The organism is Nocardia sp. NBC_00416, assembly GCF_036032445.1.
In the GTDB taxonomy this organism is placed as follows: Bacteria; Actinomycetota; Actinomycetes; order Mycobacteriales; family Mycobacteriaceae; genus Nocardia.
In genome coordinates, this window is record NZ_CP107932.1 from 5,208,406 (window position 1) to 5,223,607 (window position 15,202).

Here is a 15,202-nt window from a genome sequence, read left to right on the forward strand (position 1 = left end):
CGACGCTGGTCAGTGCCCGGCGAAAGCCTCCGCCAACCACCACGCACCACCGTCACTGGCGATCTTCGCGTCGATGACCAGCGGGCGGGCCCGGCCCGTCGTCCGGTAGCCGTCGAGCCAGCGCCGCACCGGTTCGAGATCGGCGATCGACCGCACGGTGACCCCGGTGGCCCCGAACCCCGCGGCGATGGCGGCGATATCGGTTTCCGGAAACGTCACCGTGGCGTGGTCGGCGCCACCGAAATGATGCACCTCGGCGCCGTACGCGGAATCGTTGTAGACGATCGCCACCAGCGGCAATTCGGCGCGGACGGCCGTCTCCAGATCGGCGATCGACATCAGGAACCCGCCGTCGCCGGTACCCAGTACCGGAAGCCGGCCGGGTTGCGCGAAAGCCGCGCCGATCGCGGTGCCCAGCCCCAGTCCGATCGACTGGAAAGCCTGCGTGAAGCAGAACCCGTTCTCGTCGGGCACCGACAGATGTGTGGCGGGATAGCCCATGAAGTTGCCGGAATCGATCGAGACGATCCGCTGCGCGGGCAGTAACTCGTCCAGCGCGATCGTCAGTATCCGCGGATCGATCCGCTCGTCGGTGGTGGAGTCGTCCACCGGCATATCCTGCCAGCGGCCCGTTCGCGCGATCCGGGACGCGACGTCCGCGGTGCGGTAGCCCTCCGGCACGTTCGCGCCGGGCGGCCCCAGCGCGGCGAGGACATCCCGGGCGGTCAGGAGGCTGTCGCCGAGGACCCCGAACTCGACCGCGCGCTGGGCTCCGATGGCGTCGATATCGTCGTCGACCTGGACGACCTTCGTTCCCGCGCCGATGAGCCGGCCGTGCCGCATCGTCCACATGTTCAACGCGCAGCCCCATCCGACGATGAGATCGGCGCCGGCGATCAGATCGGCCGTGGTCGGCGACGAGAAGCCCCCGGAAATGCCCAGGGCGAACTCGTCGCCGGCGAAGAGCCCGTTCGCGACGGCCGAGGTCGCGAGCAACGCACCGCAGGCCCGCGCCAGCGCGGCGATGTCGGGGCCCGCGTGGCGACCGCCGCGCCCGGCCACGAAGACCGGCCGCCGCGCGCCGCGCAGCGCTTCCGCGAGCCGGACCACCGAATCGATGTCGGGTCGTACTCGCGTCGAGGGCACCGCCACCGCGATCGGTCCGGTCGTGGTGGCGGGGGCGGCGGCGATATCGATCGCCACATTGAGGACCACAGTGCGTCGCAGGGTCAGGGCCGTGCGGTATGCCCTGGTCACGTCGGCGACCGCCGTCTTCGCTGAGAAGACCCGATCGCTCACCGCACCCACGCTGCGGACCATGGCGTCCTGGTCGATCCGGAAGTTGGACCGCAGTGCCGCGGCCGGGGTGTCCGCGGCCAGGACGATCATGGAGGTCCGGCTCTTGGCGGCCTCACCGATTCCGGTCATCGCGTTGGTCAGTCCGCAGCCCTGGTGCAGCGAGACCACACCGACTCGCCCCGACATCCGCGTGTACGCGTCCGCCATGGTCGCCGCACCGCCCTCGTGCCGTGCCGCGGTGAACGGGACCCCGCCTGCGCGCAGCGCGTTGGTCAGCACGAAGTTTCCGCTACCGACGACACCGAAGACATGTCCGGCGCCGAGGTCGGCCAGGGTCCGGCCCACCACATCGGCGACCGTCGGGCCGTAGACGCGTTGCCCGGTGGATGCGGGGGGATCGGCCCGGACGCCGGGCGTCACGCGGCCGTCCGATCGATCACGGCCAGCACCCGCGACGGGCTACCGGTACCGCCGACGACCGGTAGCGGGCTCACGACCAGCATCGCGCCGACGGCCGGCAGGCGCCCGAGATTGCGCAGGGAGGTGATCCCGTACTTGTCGTTGCCGAGGAAGTAGTGGTGCACCGGGAACGCCGGATCGAAGCCCCCGGCCAGTCCGGCGTCCACGCCGACGGTTTCCACCCCGAGCCCGGTGATTTCGCGTTCCGTGGCCAGCCACCGAGCGCATTCGACCGCTACTCCGGGAGTGTGCGAGCCGGTGTCGTCGGCGTTGAGGAATTCGGCCTCGGCCTCGCCGCGCGATTCCCAGCCGGTGCGCAGCAGCAGCCACATCCCGGCGGCGAGCGGGCCGTGCTCCCGCTCCCATGTCTCGACATCGGCGACGGTGAGCAGATAGTCGGGGTCCGCGGCCACCCGATCGGTCAGATCCAGCACGGCGGCCGGTCCGATGAGCCGGCGCACCGGGATCTGGGACACATCGTCGCCGTCCCGCCCGGTGACCCAGTGCACCGGGGCGTCCAGGTGCGTGCCGACATGCTCCCCGGTGTGAATGTTGTTGTGCCGCCAGAACGGTCCGGGCTCGTTGTAGGCGCTGACCTCCTCGAGGCTGAAATCGATCAGGTTCGCGAACGGCTCGGGCAGCCGCAGGGCCGGTGTCGCACTACTCAGCGGGGTGGTCAGATCGATCACCTCGAGACGCCCGGCGGCGAGGGCGTCGAGGAAGGCGGGGAGCACCGCGGTGGACTCGGGGTTGGTCATATCGGCACCTTATTCCGGTTTTCCGCAGTCCGGCAGGCCGGTGATCGAGGGCCACCGGACCTGGTGGCGCACCGGCCCGGCCCGATTGACACCCGGGACGACCCGATGACAATGTGATGATCTCTGATCCACAATCCGGCCGAGGGGGAGCGCGCGATGATCACACTCTCGTCCGGAGTGTTGATCAATTGGGAAGAACTCACCGGTCAGAGCAAATTCGTCGTCGACCTGATCAGCTTTCCGATATTCAGCGCGGCGGCCGGTTGGCTCACCAACTGGACCGGCGTGGTGATGCTCTTCTGGCCGCTGTTGTTCCGCGGAATCCGCATTCCCGGTCTCGACGTGCTGTATCCCTATCTCCCGCGCCGGGTCCAGGTACTGCCGACATTTTCCGAAGACGGGTCACGTCTCGGTTTTCAGGGTTTCATCCCGGCGCGCGCGGAGAAAATGGCCAGCATCTGTGTCGACAAGGCATTGATGCGGATCGGCAGTCCCAAGGATTTCATCCACGAACTCGATCTCGACGGTATCTCCGATTACGTCGCCGCCCTCGCCGGCAAACAGGTGAAGAGCATTGTGGACGAGGTGATGAACCGGGAGAACCCGGACCTGTGGCAGACACTGCCCCGGGCCATGCGCCAGCTCATCTACCAGCGGGTCGAGCGGGAGATGCCGGACCTGTGCGGTAAGGCGTTCACCTCACTCGGCGACAATGTGGATCAGCTCATCGACGTCAAGGGTTTCGTCATCCGGTACCTGCAGGACAATCCGCAGATCCTGAAGGACCTCACCACCACCATCGCCGCCCCGGAACTGAAGTTCATGGTGCGGATCGGGCTGCTGGGCGCCCCGTTCGGGCTGCTGCTGGCCCTCTACCTGCACATCCACCCGGATATCCCGGTCTGGGGCTGGGTGCCGTCCTGGGTGATCGTGCTGCTCGCGTCGGCCCTCATCGGCGTGGTGGTGAACATTATCGCCGTACGGGTGGTGTTCACCCCCGGCGATCCGCAGCCGCGGTACAAGTACCTCTGGAAACAGGCCCTGCTGGCGAAACGGCAACCCCAGGCGGCCACCGATCTGGCGCATATTCTCGCCTATCAGGTGCTGACGTTGCCGAACCTGTCCGACGAGCTGCTCAACGGACCCAACGGCGACAAGACCCGGCTGCTGCTGGAACAGCTCATCTCCGACGAGATCCACCGGCAACTCGGCCGGACCACCTCCGTGGTGCGGGCAGCCTTCGGCCGGCGCCAGTTCGACAATTTGAAGGTCGGCGCGGCCGGGGCGGCCGTCGGATTGGCGCCGTCGCTGGTCGAGGACGCGGACTTCATCCGGGAGCAGGCCGAGAACATCGACGAGTTCGCGGCCCGCAAATTGCAGCAACTCACGCCCGGCGAGTTCATGGAGATGTTCTACGCGTCCATCGAACAGGACGCCTGGTTGCTCTATCTGCACGGAGCGGCTCTCGGGCTGCTGGTCGGCGCGACCCACCTGCTGGTCTTCGGCTGGTAGTCGTTCGCCGGACCGGCAGAATACAAGCAGGCGTGCTTGTATTTCTCACCTCGCGCTGCAATGCTGAACGCGCACCGCGGGCGTAAGCGACGAAGACGAGGAAACCGATGGCCGATCTGGACGCGTTCCTACGCGACCTCGCCGCCGAGAGCGCCGACCTGGAGGCCCTGGTCGCCGACCTGCCGCCACAGGACTGGACCCGGCCCACCCCCGCCGAAGGCTGGACCATCGCCCACCAGATCGGCCATCTCACCTGGACCGACGAGGTCGCCACACTGGCCGCCGCCGACGCCCGTACCGGCGGGACCACCTTCGCCGATCTGCTGACCGAGGCCGCGCCCAGGGTGACCACCTTCGTCGACGAGGCGGCGGCCGAAGCCGCCGGCGCACCGGCCCCGGAGCTGCTGCGCCGCTGGCGTCACGGCCGGACCGAACTCGCCGACACGCTGCGCGCCGTCCCCGGCGACGCGAAGGTGCCCTGGTTCGGCCCGCCCATGCGCCCGGGCTCGATGGCCACCGCCCGGCTCATGGAGACCTGGGCCCACGGCCAGGATGTCGCCGACGCGCTCGGGGTACACCGCGTGCCGACCGACCGGTTGCGCTCGATAGCCCATATCGGCGTACGGACCAGAGATTTCGCCTATACCGTCCGAGGACTGCCCGTACCCGGCGAGGAGTTCCGGGTGGAATTGCGCGCCCCGTCCGGCGAGCTGTGGACCTGGGGTCCCGCCGACGCGTCCGAACAGGTCACCGGTCCGGTCCTCGACTTCTGCCTGCTCGTCACCCAGCGCCGACATCCCGACGATCTGACACTGCGCGCGACAGGCGAGAGCGCGGCACAGTGGCTGAACATCGCGCAGGCATTCGCCGGGCCGCCGGGCGCCGGACGGAAGCCGGGCCGAGCGGGCTGATCCGGGGCCGGCGAGCATCACACCAGGTTTCCGCGACAGCCGGACGACGTTGGCCGGATGCGTGCTCACGGCAGTCGAGTACGACACCCGCCGGCTGGTGATAGGTACCCCGGGCGGGGTCCACGAAACCTGCCCTGCTCGCGGATCGGCTGGGCTTCAAGATCATTCACCGTCCTGTGACCCTCGTCTCGAGCGTTCAGCCGGGTGATCATCGGCCGCCACGCGTCTACCTGCTCTGATACGCTCGCTCAACGATTCGGCGGTACATCACAAGTGGTGTCCAACGGCTATCGAATCCGCAACTGCCTGAAATAAACCGGAAAGTTATAGTACTTTTGTCGGGCAGCCATGGAGGGAGGGCCCGTGGGCTTCATCAAATACGCGAGCGACGTAACGGCGCCGATCACCGTTGCCTTCGCCTATGCGGACGATCCCCTGTCCATCCCGCATTGGATGGCGGGAGCGGACACGATCACCCGGCGTGGCGATCCGGAGCGCGGCGTGGGCGCACGGTACGGGATCAGCTACCGGCTCGGCCCCTGGCGACCCGTCCTCCACTGCGAGATCGCCGAGCATCGCCAGGACGCGGTCCTCGGCTACCTGCTCAGCGGGCCGGTCACCGCCCGCCTGACCCTGCGTTTCGACCCCCTCGGCCGCGGCCGGTCCGTCCTGACCTCCGAACTCGATTACCCCGGCGCACAAGGCTTCGCGGCCGAGCTGCGCGACCGCCCACGCGACGCGCTACTGCGCAATATGCTGCGCCGCACCGAGTCTCGATTGCGCAGGGCCATCGAGGAACTGCACGGTACCGATCTTGTCGGCCGACTTGCGTAGGGTACTGCCATGATCATCGTGAGTACCGACGGATCGTGCCTGCGCAATCCCGGCGGAGCGATCGGTTGGGCATGGGTGGACCACGCGGGTGGCGCGGAGAGCGGCGGCGAGGCATCGGGAACCAATCAGATCGCCGAACTACGTGCCGTGCTGGAAGCGGTCCGGGCCCACCCCGGTTCGGATCCGCTGCTGATCGAAAGCGATTCGCTGTACGCGATCAAGTGCGCGTCGGAATGGCTGCCCAACTGGCGCAACAACGGATGGCGCACCTCCACCGGCGCCGCGGTGAAGAATGTCGAACTCATCCGGGATATCGACCAGGCCATCGCCGGCCGGCCCGGACCGGTCCGATTCCGCTGGGTACGCGGCCATGTCGGCAACTACTTCAACGAGCAGGCCGATGCGCTGGCCGGCGCCGCCGCTCGCAAGGCCGCGGCCATGGCGGCCCCGCCGAGCCGGGCGCTGGCCGGCGCCGCTCGATCCCCCGAAACCTCCGCGGCAGCAGGGAAGGCTGCGGAACAGACGGCCGTACCGGCCGCCGACTACGCGACAACAGCGCAGGCGCTCCACCTGTTCTGACCCCGGCCCGGCCGGGATGCGAGCGCCCGCGCTGTTGTCGCCGTAGTACTCATAATTCGATACCACCCGAATAGCCTCCGGCGGTGGTGGCTCGACCCACCGCCGGAGGCGCCCGGGCTCAGTTTCCGGGAGCCGGAGCCGCCGGCTGCCCGCCGTCGGGAGCCGCCGGTGCGGGGCCGCCGGGCGCGGGCTGTCCGCCGCCGCCCACACCCGCCAGCATGGCCAGTTCCCACTGGTTCACGATCCAGCGGTCGCCGTCCTTCTCCAGGCTGGCGGTCACCGCGATGTCCTGCCGCTTCGGCTCGGGAGTGACCGAGTTCGTCTTCATGAGACCGATATTGACCAGCACCTTGGCGGTCTTCTCGTCACCGGACTGGAAACCACAGGTCGCGTCGTCGACCCAGGATTTCACCTTCGATTCGGTGAGCAGCTGGCGCAGCACATCCCAGTTCTGCTCCAGCGAGGACACCACGTTATCGGTGGCGCCGTCCTTCATCGCGCGCAGGAAACCGTCCAGGTCGCCCTGGTAGTCGTAGGTATTGGTGGATCGGGCGAAATCGCACGCCGCTCGCGTGGATTGATCCTGCGCGGCCAGTTCGCCCCGGTTCTGCTGGAATGCGCGGAAATACACCACTCCCGCGGCGACCAGCGCCACCAGCACCACACCCGCCACGAAGGCAGCCGCCACCGGCAGCAGACCGGACTTTCCGTCGGTGTCCGGTGCCGGCGAGGTCTCGTTCTCAGCCATAGCTTCGAGTCCTAACTTCTGTTTCGTCTCGCGGCTGCAACTACTGCTGCATCATCGGCGTATCGAAATCGGCGACCAGCCAGGTGCCGTCGACCTTCTTCATGGATACATTCGCCGCTACCTTGACCTGGCCCGGCCCCTGCTGCTGCGGCACATCGGCCGTGGTGAACTGCTGGTCGATGACCAGCACCACCCGCGCGTCGTCGCCGGACCCGGATTCGTAGCCGCACTGCACCGCGCTGGCGGAGGAGGTGACCTTCGATTCGGCGAAACGAGCCTTCAGATCCGGACCGATCTGCGACACCAACTTCTTCCAGTCACCGGTCGAGGACTGATCCAGGCGTTGCAGATAGTCGTCGGCCTTGTCGCCGGTGTAGGTGGCGAAATTGTTCCCGAAATCGCAGGCGGCCTTGGTGGCCGCGGCGCGGCGGTCCAGTTCGTCCTGCTTGTTCCCGGCGAGGAAGAAGAACACGCCGACCGCGACGAGCGCCGCGACCAGCAGTACCGCCGCTCCGATCAAGGCCGGCAACGGAAAACGCCGACCGCCGGGCTGCGCGGAATCGGCAGCGTCCGCCGGCTTGTTCCCGGCGTCGTCCTTCTTCGCGGAGTCGTCGGCCTTCTTCGCGGAGTCGACGGCCTTCTCGGAGTCGTCGCGCGGCGCAGCCGGTTTACTCACTGCGACCGTGTCGCCGGAGTCCGCCTTCGCGGTTTCAGCCTCCGCCGTACTCGCTTCATCCTCATCGGCGGCAGACGCCTTGCCGATCGTGACGGTCGCATCGTCGGCGGCGGGCGCTGCGCCCGCTACCACCGATTCCGTGGTTTTCGGGGCAGAATCCGAGTCCGTGGCCGTACCGGCCTCCGCGGTGGCCGCCGGGTCGGCAGCTCCCGGCGTAGCGGCGTCGGCCTCGTTCTCAGCGTTGTTCTCGGCTTCGTCGCTGCTCGTCACAGCTTCGGATTTCTCGCTACCGGAGGTGGTGTGCTCAGCCGCGGCGTCCGCTGGCACACCAGTGCCTTCCGGCTCCGAGGGGTCGGAGACGGGTTTTTCTGAGGACATCAGTACTGTTCACACCTTTCCGGCGCGGCTGGAATCGCGCCGTAATCTACCGGTAGAAACCGACCGCCGGGTGTGGCGGGCATCTCTGCGAGAGTATGCACCGTCGCACCCGGCGCCGGACGACCGGTCCTGTTACCGCACGGGCGGCAGTGTACGTTCGTTCGGATCCACTCCCGGTGGGATGGTCGCCCCGTTGTCCGGGATGTTCGGCCGCGGCGCGTTGACGGCGCCACGGATCTGCTGGCCCGGTCCGGGACTATCGCAGTAGTTCCACATCGGCAGCGTTCCGTCCTGGACCACCTGGGTTTTCACCGGCGTGGACTGGTACTGGCAGTAGGGCCGGAACCAGATATCCAGAATGGTGTGGAACTCGTTGTCGTGCGCGGGCACTCCGAGCGCCGCACCGCCGAGCTCGAGCGCGGGGAACAGCGCCGCCAGTGCGGGCGTGCGCAGCTGGGCCGCCCGGGTGAGGGCGAGGAAATTGCCGGCCAGCGCGGTGATCGGATCACTGGTGGTGTCCAGCGTGGCGGTCACGCTGGCGAACTGTCCCGGCGCCTGGTCGAGCACCTTGATCAGTTCGGCGTTCGCCTTGTTGAACTGATCGAAGAGAACCCGCGAATTGTCGGTCAACGTGCCCAGATCCGGTTGCGCCTGTGCGGTGGTGCCCGCGATGGTGCGCAGGTTCGCGATCAGGTTCGTCGTCTGCGGCAGCAGCGAGTCCATACCCGCGGTGACCAGGCTGACTCCTTCGATCAGCGAACGCAGCTGGTCGGGCCCGCCGCTGAGGGCGATATCGAGTTCGTTCAGGATCACCGAGAAATGTTCCGGATTCACCTGGGCGATCAGATCGCTGGAGTTCTCCAGCACCGACGACACCGGCACGGGGGTGCTCACCCGCTCCGGATCGAAGGTGATCTCCGAACCGTCGCTCAAGTACGGACCCTGATCGGTGGCCGGCCGGAAATCGATGTACTGCTCACCGGCCCCGGACAGTGCCTGCACCGCGACCTTGGTGTCCACCGGAATGTCGTACCGGGAATCGATCTCGGCCTTCGCCTGGATCCCGGCGCCGTCATCGACGAGCTCGAGGTTGCTCACCTCGCCCACCCGGTACCCGCGCAATGTGACATCGTTGCCGGGCTGCAGACCGCCGGACCGGTCGAGGTTCACCACGACCGTGTAGGTACTGCGCAGCGGGTTGACCCGCATGACGTTGACCAGCAGATACGTTCCGCCGATCAGGAGGGCCAGGACCAGTCCGACATTCGACAACAGGATCTTGTTCTTGGACAACATCACTGGCCTCCAACACGGTACTGGACGACCTGGAGGATCTGGATCAGGCTGCCCGCGAAGTCCTGTAGATCGCGCACATCGTAGAAGTGGCTGGTCCCGGGTGCGGTCAGCATCGCGATATCGAGGTTGGTGACGTTCACCTGGGCGGCCAGGCTGCTACCGCGGAAGGTGGCGTTCACCGGGGCCTTCAGATCGTGCAGGGCATCCATCAACGCGCCGAAATTGTCGCCGGTGGCCGCAAGAGCCGCCATCAGGCTGTTGAGACTGTCGAGCGTTCCGGCCAGATCCCCGCCGGTGGTGTTGGCGTAATCGCCGAGCGCCGCGCTGGTGGTGGAGATCTTGCTCAGCAGATCACCGAGCGCCCGGTTGTTCTCCGCGACCGCGCCGATCATATCCGGCAGAGTGTCGGCGACCTGGCCCAACTCGGCGCGCCGAGCGTCCAGCGTGTCGGCCAGTACATTGAATTCACCGAGAACACTGTCGATCTGCGCGGAATTGGCATTGATACTCGACACCACACCGGTGATCTCGTTGACCAGGTGCACCAGCTGATCGCTGCGGCCGCCGACGATCGAATCCAGTTCCGTGCCCAGCCTGGTCAGGTGCGCGATTCCACCGCCGTTGAACATCAGCGATACCGACAGCAGCAGTTCCTCCACCGTCGCGCCGGCCGAGGTCTTGTCGATCGGCAGCGAATCGCCGTCCTCGAGCAGTTGCGTTCCCGGCTCGGTCTGCGGTTTGGTGACCGCGATGAACACATCGCCGAGCGGCGTGGCCTGGCGGAGTTCGGCCGTGGTGCCGACCGGCAGCTCGATATCCTTGCGGATCTGCATATCGACGAAGGCCTGGAAATTCTTGGTCTCGATATTGGTGACCACGCCGACATCGGAACCGCCGACCTTCACCTTCGCCTGATCGGGCAGGTTCAGCGCGTTCTCGAACACCGCTTGCAGTGTGAAGGTCTCACCGCTGGTACCGGGTTTCGGCAGCGGCATGTCCTCCACTGTCAGGCCGCATCCCGAAGCCAGCACCACGGTGCCGGCCGCCGCGAGAGCGGCCATGGCGCGGCGGGCGCGTCGGATCGTTCGCATCATTTCGTCAGTCCCAGCAGTGCGGCGGTGAGTCCGAAGTCCGGTCCGAAATCTTCGGGCCGGCCGGTCCGGCAGCCGTCGGACTTCATCTGTATCCGTTCGCAGAACAGGCTGACGATTTCACCGTTGGCGAGGTTCGTGCCGATCAGCGCGTGCAGCCGGACGTAGCCCTGTTCGTAGTTCATCGACCGGTGGATGTTCTGCAGCAACATCGGCGCGACATCGACGACCTCGGTCACGCCGTGCGCGTTCTGCCGCAGCTGGTCGATCACCGAGTTCATCCGGGTCAGCGTGTCCACCAGCTGATCCTGATGCGTGGCGAAGATCGAACTCGTGTTGTTCAGGAAGTCGTAGAGCTGCTGGAGCGTGGCCTGCAGACCGGGAGCCTGTTCGGCCAGCATGGTGGTCATCTGGGTGGCCTGGTTGCTGAAATCCCGGACCGACTGATCGTTCTCGGCCAGCATCGTGGTCAGCTCGTTGAGCTTGATGATGATGTTGGAGATGTGGTCCTTGTTGTCGACACCGAGTTTCAGCGCGCCGGAGAGCGCGTTGAGGGTGTCACGCATCTTCGCGCCCTGGCCGTTGAGCATCGGGTAGAGCACCCGGCCCGACAGCGGGCCGATGCCCTCCTGTCCTTCCTGGGGTTTCAGCGCGTCGGCGAATTTATCGATCGTCTTGAGCATCGTGTCCAGTTCGACCGGGACATCGGTGCGTTCCAACGGCAGATGGTCGCCGTCCTTCAACTTGTCGCCCTCGACATAACGCGGGGTCATCTCGATATGGCGGTCGGTGACGATGGAGGGCGAGACCACCACGGCCATGGCGTCCTTCGGGATCTCCACACCACCGTCGATGGTCATATGGACCTCGACCAGATCACCGTGCGGCACGATCTTGTCGACCTTGCCGACCTCGAGTCCGAGCACGGTGATCGGATTGCCCTCGAACATGCCGGCGATGTTCTCGAAATCGGCGGTGATCTCGATATCGCCGCCCCCGACCACACTGTTCACCATCGAGCAGCTACCGAGCGCCAGCGCCGATACCCCGACGACCAGCGCCTCGGCGGCCTTCTTCACCTTGTTCTTGATCATCCCTGGCACCCTTCGGCGACTTGGGCGAAGCACAACCAGTTGTCCGGGAAGAGCCACGGAATACCGACCTCGGCGTAGTTGCCGTTACCCCAGGCGTTGGCGAGATAGCGCACCGACGGCGGCATGATCGACAGCAGCCGATCCAGGTTGTCCTTGTTCTTCTGCAGACCCGACGCCATGGTGTTCAACTGGTCCAGCGTGTTGCTGAACTGGTTGTTGTTCTGCGCGCCGATGGCCTGCAGCTGGGCGGTCAGCGTGGCCACGTTGTCGAGCAGGGTTCGCAGCAGTTGCTGGCGTTCCACCACCCGCGACGCGATGGCCTCACCCTGGGTGATGATCAGCAGCGCACTGTTGCGGTTGTCGGCCAGGATGGTGGTCACCCGGTCGAGGTCGTTGAGCAGCTGCTCCACATCGCTCTTGCGGTTGTCGATCACCTTGGCCAGCGCGCCGATGCTGTCCAGCGACTGGACGACCAGCTCCGGTGAACCGTTGAGCTGTTCGTTGAACAGGTTCAGCGATTCGGCGAGCTTGCCGGGATCGAGTTCCTGGAACTCCGGGGTGCCCTTCTGGACCACATCGGCCAGGTCATAGGGAACCGCGGTGTTGTTCTTCGGGATCCGGTCGTCGGGCAGGCCCGAACCGTCACCGGGATCCAGATCCACGTAACGGGCGCCGAGCAGGGTCGCCATCTTGATGGAGGCCCGCGCGTCGGGTCCGAGCTTCACGCCGTTCTTGATCTGGAGGGTGAGCAGGACGTGATCGCCCTCCAGTTCGGCGCCGGCCACCCGGCCCACCGGCACACCGGCGACATCGACCTTGTCGCCGACGGTGATACCGGCGGACTGTACGAATTCGGCTTTGACGGACTGTTCACCGATGCCGAGGTTGCGCCATCCGGTCGATACCACCAGCAGTATGCCCACGAGGATGACGCCGATGATGCCGAGGCCGAAGTAGCGGTTGTTGTCGAACCAGGTCTTGACTTTGCTCATGGACGGCACACCGCCGATTGCGAGTTTCCGCCGATCTGCGAGAACAGCCCGCGCGGGAAGAGAACGCCGTAGAGCGAAACATCGAGCCGGCAGATGTAGGCGTTCGCGTACGCGCCTTCGGAGGTGAAGCGGCCCGCGTCGGCGAGGATGGACGGCAGGTCGATCGCGGCCTGATCCAGTTTGGCGCCATTGGCGAGGAACAGGGTCAAAGCGTCACGTGTCGAATTCTGAACGGCCTCGAGCTTCGGCTGGATATTGCCCACCATGCCCACGAGTGCGGTGGTGGCGCCGGCGATCTGCTCGGTCGAGCCGAGCAGCGACTGCCCCTGCTCGTACAGGCCGCCGATCAGCGCCCTGGTCTGGGTTATCAGCGTCTCCAATTCGTCCCCTCGTTTGGCCAAACCCTGCATCACGCCGCTGAGGTTGGTGATCACATCACTGAGGATGGCGTCGCGCCGCTGGAAATCGGTGGCCATGGTGGCGGCCTGGGTGATGAACGAGCTCAACGAGACCCGGTCGCCCTGCAGGGCGAGGATGAAGGTCTCCGAGAGCCGGTTCACCTGCTCGGGTTCGAGCACCTGGAACAGCGGCTGGAATCCGTTGAGCAGCGCCGAGATATCGAAAGACGGCTCGGTGCGGTCGACGGGGATGGTGCCGTCCTCCGGAAGTTGGGACGCATCCCCGCCGGAGCCCGGCGCCAGCGCGACATAGCGCTGACCGATCAAGTTCTGGTAGCGCACGAGCGCCTTGGTATTGCCGAACAGGGTCTGATCGTCCTGGACGATAAAGGTGACCTGGGCGTTGTGGTCATCGGTCAGGTCGATCTTCTCGACCTTGCCGACCCGAACACCGGCCATCCGGACGTCGTCGCCTTCGCGTAGACCCAGCACATCGGTGAAGACCGCGGAATACGATCTCGTACCACCGTCGACCGTGCGGGCCAGGGTATTCCACACCAGTACGGTGACCAGCACCGAGACGATTGCGAACAGGCCGAACCCGATCAGCGGTTTCCGAACTCCCCTCACGAGGTGGCCTCCTCGGTCACTCGCAAGTTTCCGCCTTCCAGAATCGAACTCAGCATCAAGTACTCCATCGAGCTCGGCTTGCGGCCCAGCAGCGCTGCCACCGCCGCGTCGCCCTCGTAGCTGATCGGCGCGGCCGCGGGCACCGTGCCGTTACCCGGGGCGGTGCCGCTGTCCGCGGCCGGGGCAGGCGCACCCGGCTCGGCCGGCGGATTCTGCGGCTGCGCACCGGGCTGCGCGGCCGGACCCGGCGCGGGGGCGCCGGGCAGGCCCGGAATCTGCGGAAGTCCCTGCGGGAACAGCCCTTCCAACGGCGTACCGGAGAACGGGTTGTTCTGCGGCTGAACCGGCGCGGGCGCCCCGGCCTGGGTGGTGACCCCCGGGATCTCCGGCAGACCGGGGATCGGCGGCAGCACCGGCAGACCGTCGGCGGCCGGGAGCCGGCGCGGTTTCACCTGTTCCGGGAGGTAGCCGGGGTCGGCGACCGCGGGCGCGGTGGCGCAACTCGGACCGGCCAGGTCGCCGTAACGTGGGCAGTCGGCCACGGTGTTGGGATTGAACGGAGTCAACGTGACACCCGCGTTCCACACCATCTGCCGTTGCGGACCCCAGGTGAACACCGTGTTCAGCTTGCGCGACGATGCGTTCAGGTTGCTGATCGCGTTGGTGATCGACGCCGGATTCGCGGCCAGCGCACCGAAGGTCTGATTCATACCCACGGTGAGCTCTTTGCCGACATCGGGGTTACGGGCGAACAGATCGTTCACCTGGTCGACCGTGCCGCTGGCGCCGCTGATCAGGTTCACCAGTTCCTCGCGGCGGTCGGCGATCGTGCTCGCGGTCTGCACCGACGAGGCCAGGACGTCCATCAGTTCGGGCGCGGACTCGTTGAGCGCGTGCACCGAACCCGAGAGGTCGCCGAGGAAGACGCCGAGATCCGGGATCGATCCGTCCACCGAGGTGAGCCACCGGTCGAGCCGCTCGATGGTCGAGCCGGGCACCCGCCCGCTGCCGTCGAGCGCGTAGGACAGGGTGCCGAGCACCCGGCCGAACTGCATCGGATCGATGGCGTCGAGGATGTTCTGCACCGTGGTCAGGGTGTCCTGCAGGGCGATGGTGCCGAGGCTGCGGTCCTCCTGGATGACCGAACCCTCGTCGAGATGGTCCTGGCTGGGCCCGTTGTAGACCAACTCCACCGAGGTGACCGCGAACAGGTTGCTGGGCACCACCCGGGCGGTGACCGAGGCCGGGATGCCGTCGGCGAACTCGGGCTTCAGCTCGATGTTCACCTGCTGTATTTCACCTTTGGCGGCCACGGACACGGTCTTGACCGCGCCGACCAGCACACCGCGGAACTTCACGTCCGCCTCTTCGGGAAGCCCGTCGCCCGTGGTGGTGAGCTCGGCGACGACCTTCACCTTCGCCACGAAGTAGCCCTGGTAGCGGGCCATGAGGAACCCGAGAATCACAGCGAAGACGACCAGGCCGCAGACGCCCGCTATGAGCAGCTGTTTCATCGTGGGCCCGCGCCCACTCGGATCGATGATCAT

The 15,202-nt window shown here is 66.5% G+C and carries 14 protein-coding genes; 4 read left to right on the forward strand and 10 right to left on the reverse strand.

All coding sequences use genetic code 11. The features are described from left to right. Positions 1-9: 9 nt before the first annotated feature. Positions 10-1,719 (reverse strand): thiamine pyrophosphate-binding protein, encoded by a 1,710-nt coding sequence (locus tag OG804_RS22390; protein ID WP_328389555.1) that lies wholly within the window; start codon positions 1,717-1,719, stop codon positions 10-12. Continuing rightward, the gene (locus OG804_RS22395; RefSeq protein ID WP_328389557.1) at positions 1,716-2,516 is read right to left on the reverse strand and encodes a cyclase family protein; all 801 of its coding nucleotides are present in this window, start codon (positions 2,514-2,516) and stop codon (positions 1,716-1,718) included. The genes OG804_RS22390 and OG804_RS22395 overlap by 4 nt, the downstream gene beginning before the upstream one ends. Positions 2,517-2,672: 156 nt before the next feature. Here OG804_RS22395 and OG804_RS22400 point away from each other — a divergent pair, with 156 nt between their 5' ends. From OG804_RS22400 to OG804_RS22415, 4 genes are all read left to right on the forward strand, one after another. Then, positions 2,673-4,028, forward strand: coding sequence for a hypothetical protein (locus tag OG804_RS22400; protein ID WP_328389559.1), 1,356 nt, complete (start codon positions 2,673-2,675; stop codon positions 4,026-4,028). A gap of 107 nt (positions 4,029-4,135) precedes the next feature. Further along, positions 4,136-4,939, forward strand: coding sequence for a TIGR03084 family metal-binding protein (locus OG804_RS22405; protein ID WP_328389561.1), 804 nt, complete (start codon positions 4,136-4,138; stop codon positions 4,937-4,939). Positions 4,940-5,302: 363 nt separating this feature from the next. Then, the gene (locus OG804_RS22410; protein ID WP_328389563.1) at positions 5,303-5,773 is read left to right on the forward strand and encodes an SRPBCC family protein; all 471 of its coding nucleotides are present in this window, start codon (positions 5,303-5,305) and stop codon (positions 5,771-5,773) included. 9 nt (positions 5,774-5,782) lie between these two features. Then, complete coding sequence (locus OG804_RS22415; RefSeq protein WP_328389565.1) at positions 5,783-6,352, forward strand: ribonuclease H family protein; 570 nt, start codon at positions 5,783-5,785, stop codon at positions 6,350-6,352. A 118-nt stretch (positions 6,353-6,470) separates the two neighbouring features. On the opposite strand, the gene OG804_RS22420 is transcribed toward OG804_RS22415, so the two are convergent. The 8 genes from OG804_RS22420 to OG804_RS22455 form a co-directional block, all read right to left on the reverse strand. After that, the gene (locus OG804_RS22420; RefSeq protein WP_328389567.1) at positions 6,471-7,100 is read right to left on the reverse strand and encodes a hypothetical protein; all 630 of its coding nucleotides are present in this window, start codon (positions 7,098-7,100) and stop codon (positions 6,471-6,473) included. 40 nt (positions 7,101-7,140) lie between these two features. Further along, positions 7,141-8,103: a hypothetical protein gene (locus tag OG804_RS22425; protein WP_328389569.1), complete on the reverse strand. Its 963-nt coding sequence runs from the start codon at positions 8,101-8,103 to the stop codon at positions 7,141-7,143. Between the two features lie 183 nt (positions 8,104-8,286). Further along, complete coding sequence (locus tag OG804_RS22430; RefSeq protein WP_328389571.1) at positions 8,287-9,450, reverse strand: MlaD family protein; 1,164 nt, start codon at positions 9,448-9,450, stop codon at positions 8,287-8,289. Continuing rightward, positions 9,450-10,544, reverse strand: coding sequence for an MCE family protein (locus OG804_RS22435; protein ID WP_328389573.1), 1,095 nt, complete (start codon positions 10,542-10,544; stop codon positions 9,450-9,452). Before OG804_RS22435 ends, OG804_RS22430 begins: the two co-directional genes overlap by 1 nt. Then, on the reverse strand, positions 10,541-11,635 hold the full coding sequence (locus tag OG804_RS22440) for an MCE family protein (protein WP_328389575.1): 1,095 nt from the start codon (positions 11,633-11,635) through the stop codon (positions 10,541-10,543). Before OG804_RS22440 ends, OG804_RS22435 begins: the two co-directional genes overlap by 4 nt. After that, positions 11,632-12,627, reverse strand: coding sequence for an MCE family protein (locus OG804_RS22445; protein ID WP_328389577.1), 996 nt, complete (start codon positions 12,625-12,627; stop codon positions 11,632-11,634). The genes OG804_RS22440 and OG804_RS22445 overlap by 4 nt, the downstream gene beginning before the upstream one ends. Beyond that, positions 12,624-13,655 (reverse strand): MCE family protein, encoded by a 1,032-nt coding sequence (locus OG804_RS22450; RefSeq protein ID WP_328389579.1) that lies wholly within the window; start codon positions 13,653-13,655, stop codon positions 12,624-12,626. The genes OG804_RS22445 and OG804_RS22450 overlap by 4 nt, the downstream gene beginning before the upstream one ends. Then, a complete protein-coding gene (locus tag OG804_RS22455) occupies positions 13,652-15,202 on the reverse strand; it encodes an MlaD family protein (RefSeq protein WP_328389581.1) in 1,551 nt (516 codons plus the stop codon). Before OG804_RS22455 ends, OG804_RS22450 begins: the two co-directional genes overlap by 4 nt.

Coding starts and splice junctions, on each gene's coding strand:
- OG804_RS22395 (WP_328389557.1), bottom strand. CDS start 2,516: ATGACCAACCCCGAGTCCACCGCGGTGCTCCCCGCCTTCCTCGACGCC.
- OG804_RS22400 (WP_328389559.1), top strand. CDS start 2,673: ATGATCACACTCTCGTCCGGAGTGTTGATCAATTGGGAAGAACTCACC.
- OG804_RS22405 (WP_328389561.1), top strand. CDS start 4,136: ATGGCCGATCTGGACGCGTTCCTACGCGACCTCGCCGCCGAGAGCGCC.
- OG804_RS22415 (WP_328389565.1), top strand. CDS start 5,783: ATGATCATCGTGAGTACCGACGGATCGTGCCTGCGCAATCCCGGCGGA.
- OG804_RS22420 (WP_328389567.1), bottom strand. CDS start 7,100: ATGGCTGAGAACGAGACCTCGCCGGCACCGGACACCGACGGAAAGTCC.
- OG804_RS22430 (WP_328389571.1), bottom strand. CDS start 9,450: ATGTTGTCCAAGAACAAGATCCTGTTGTCGAATGTCGGACTGGTCCTG.
- OG804_RS22435 (WP_328389573.1), bottom strand. CDS start 10,544: ATGATGCGAACGATCCGACGCGCCCGCCGCGCCATGGCCGCTCTCGCG.
- OG804_RS22440 (WP_328389575.1), bottom strand. CDS start 11,635: ATGATCAAGAACAAGGTGAAGAAGGCCGCCGAGGCGCTGGTCGTCGGG.
- OG804_RS22445 (WP_328389577.1), bottom strand. CDS start 12,627: ATGAGCAAAGTCAAGACCTGGTTCGACAACAACCGCTACTTCGGCCTC.
- OG804_RS22455 (WP_328389581.1), bottom strand. CDS start 15,202: ATGATCATCGATCCGAGTGGGCGCGGGCCCACGATGAAACAGCTGCTC.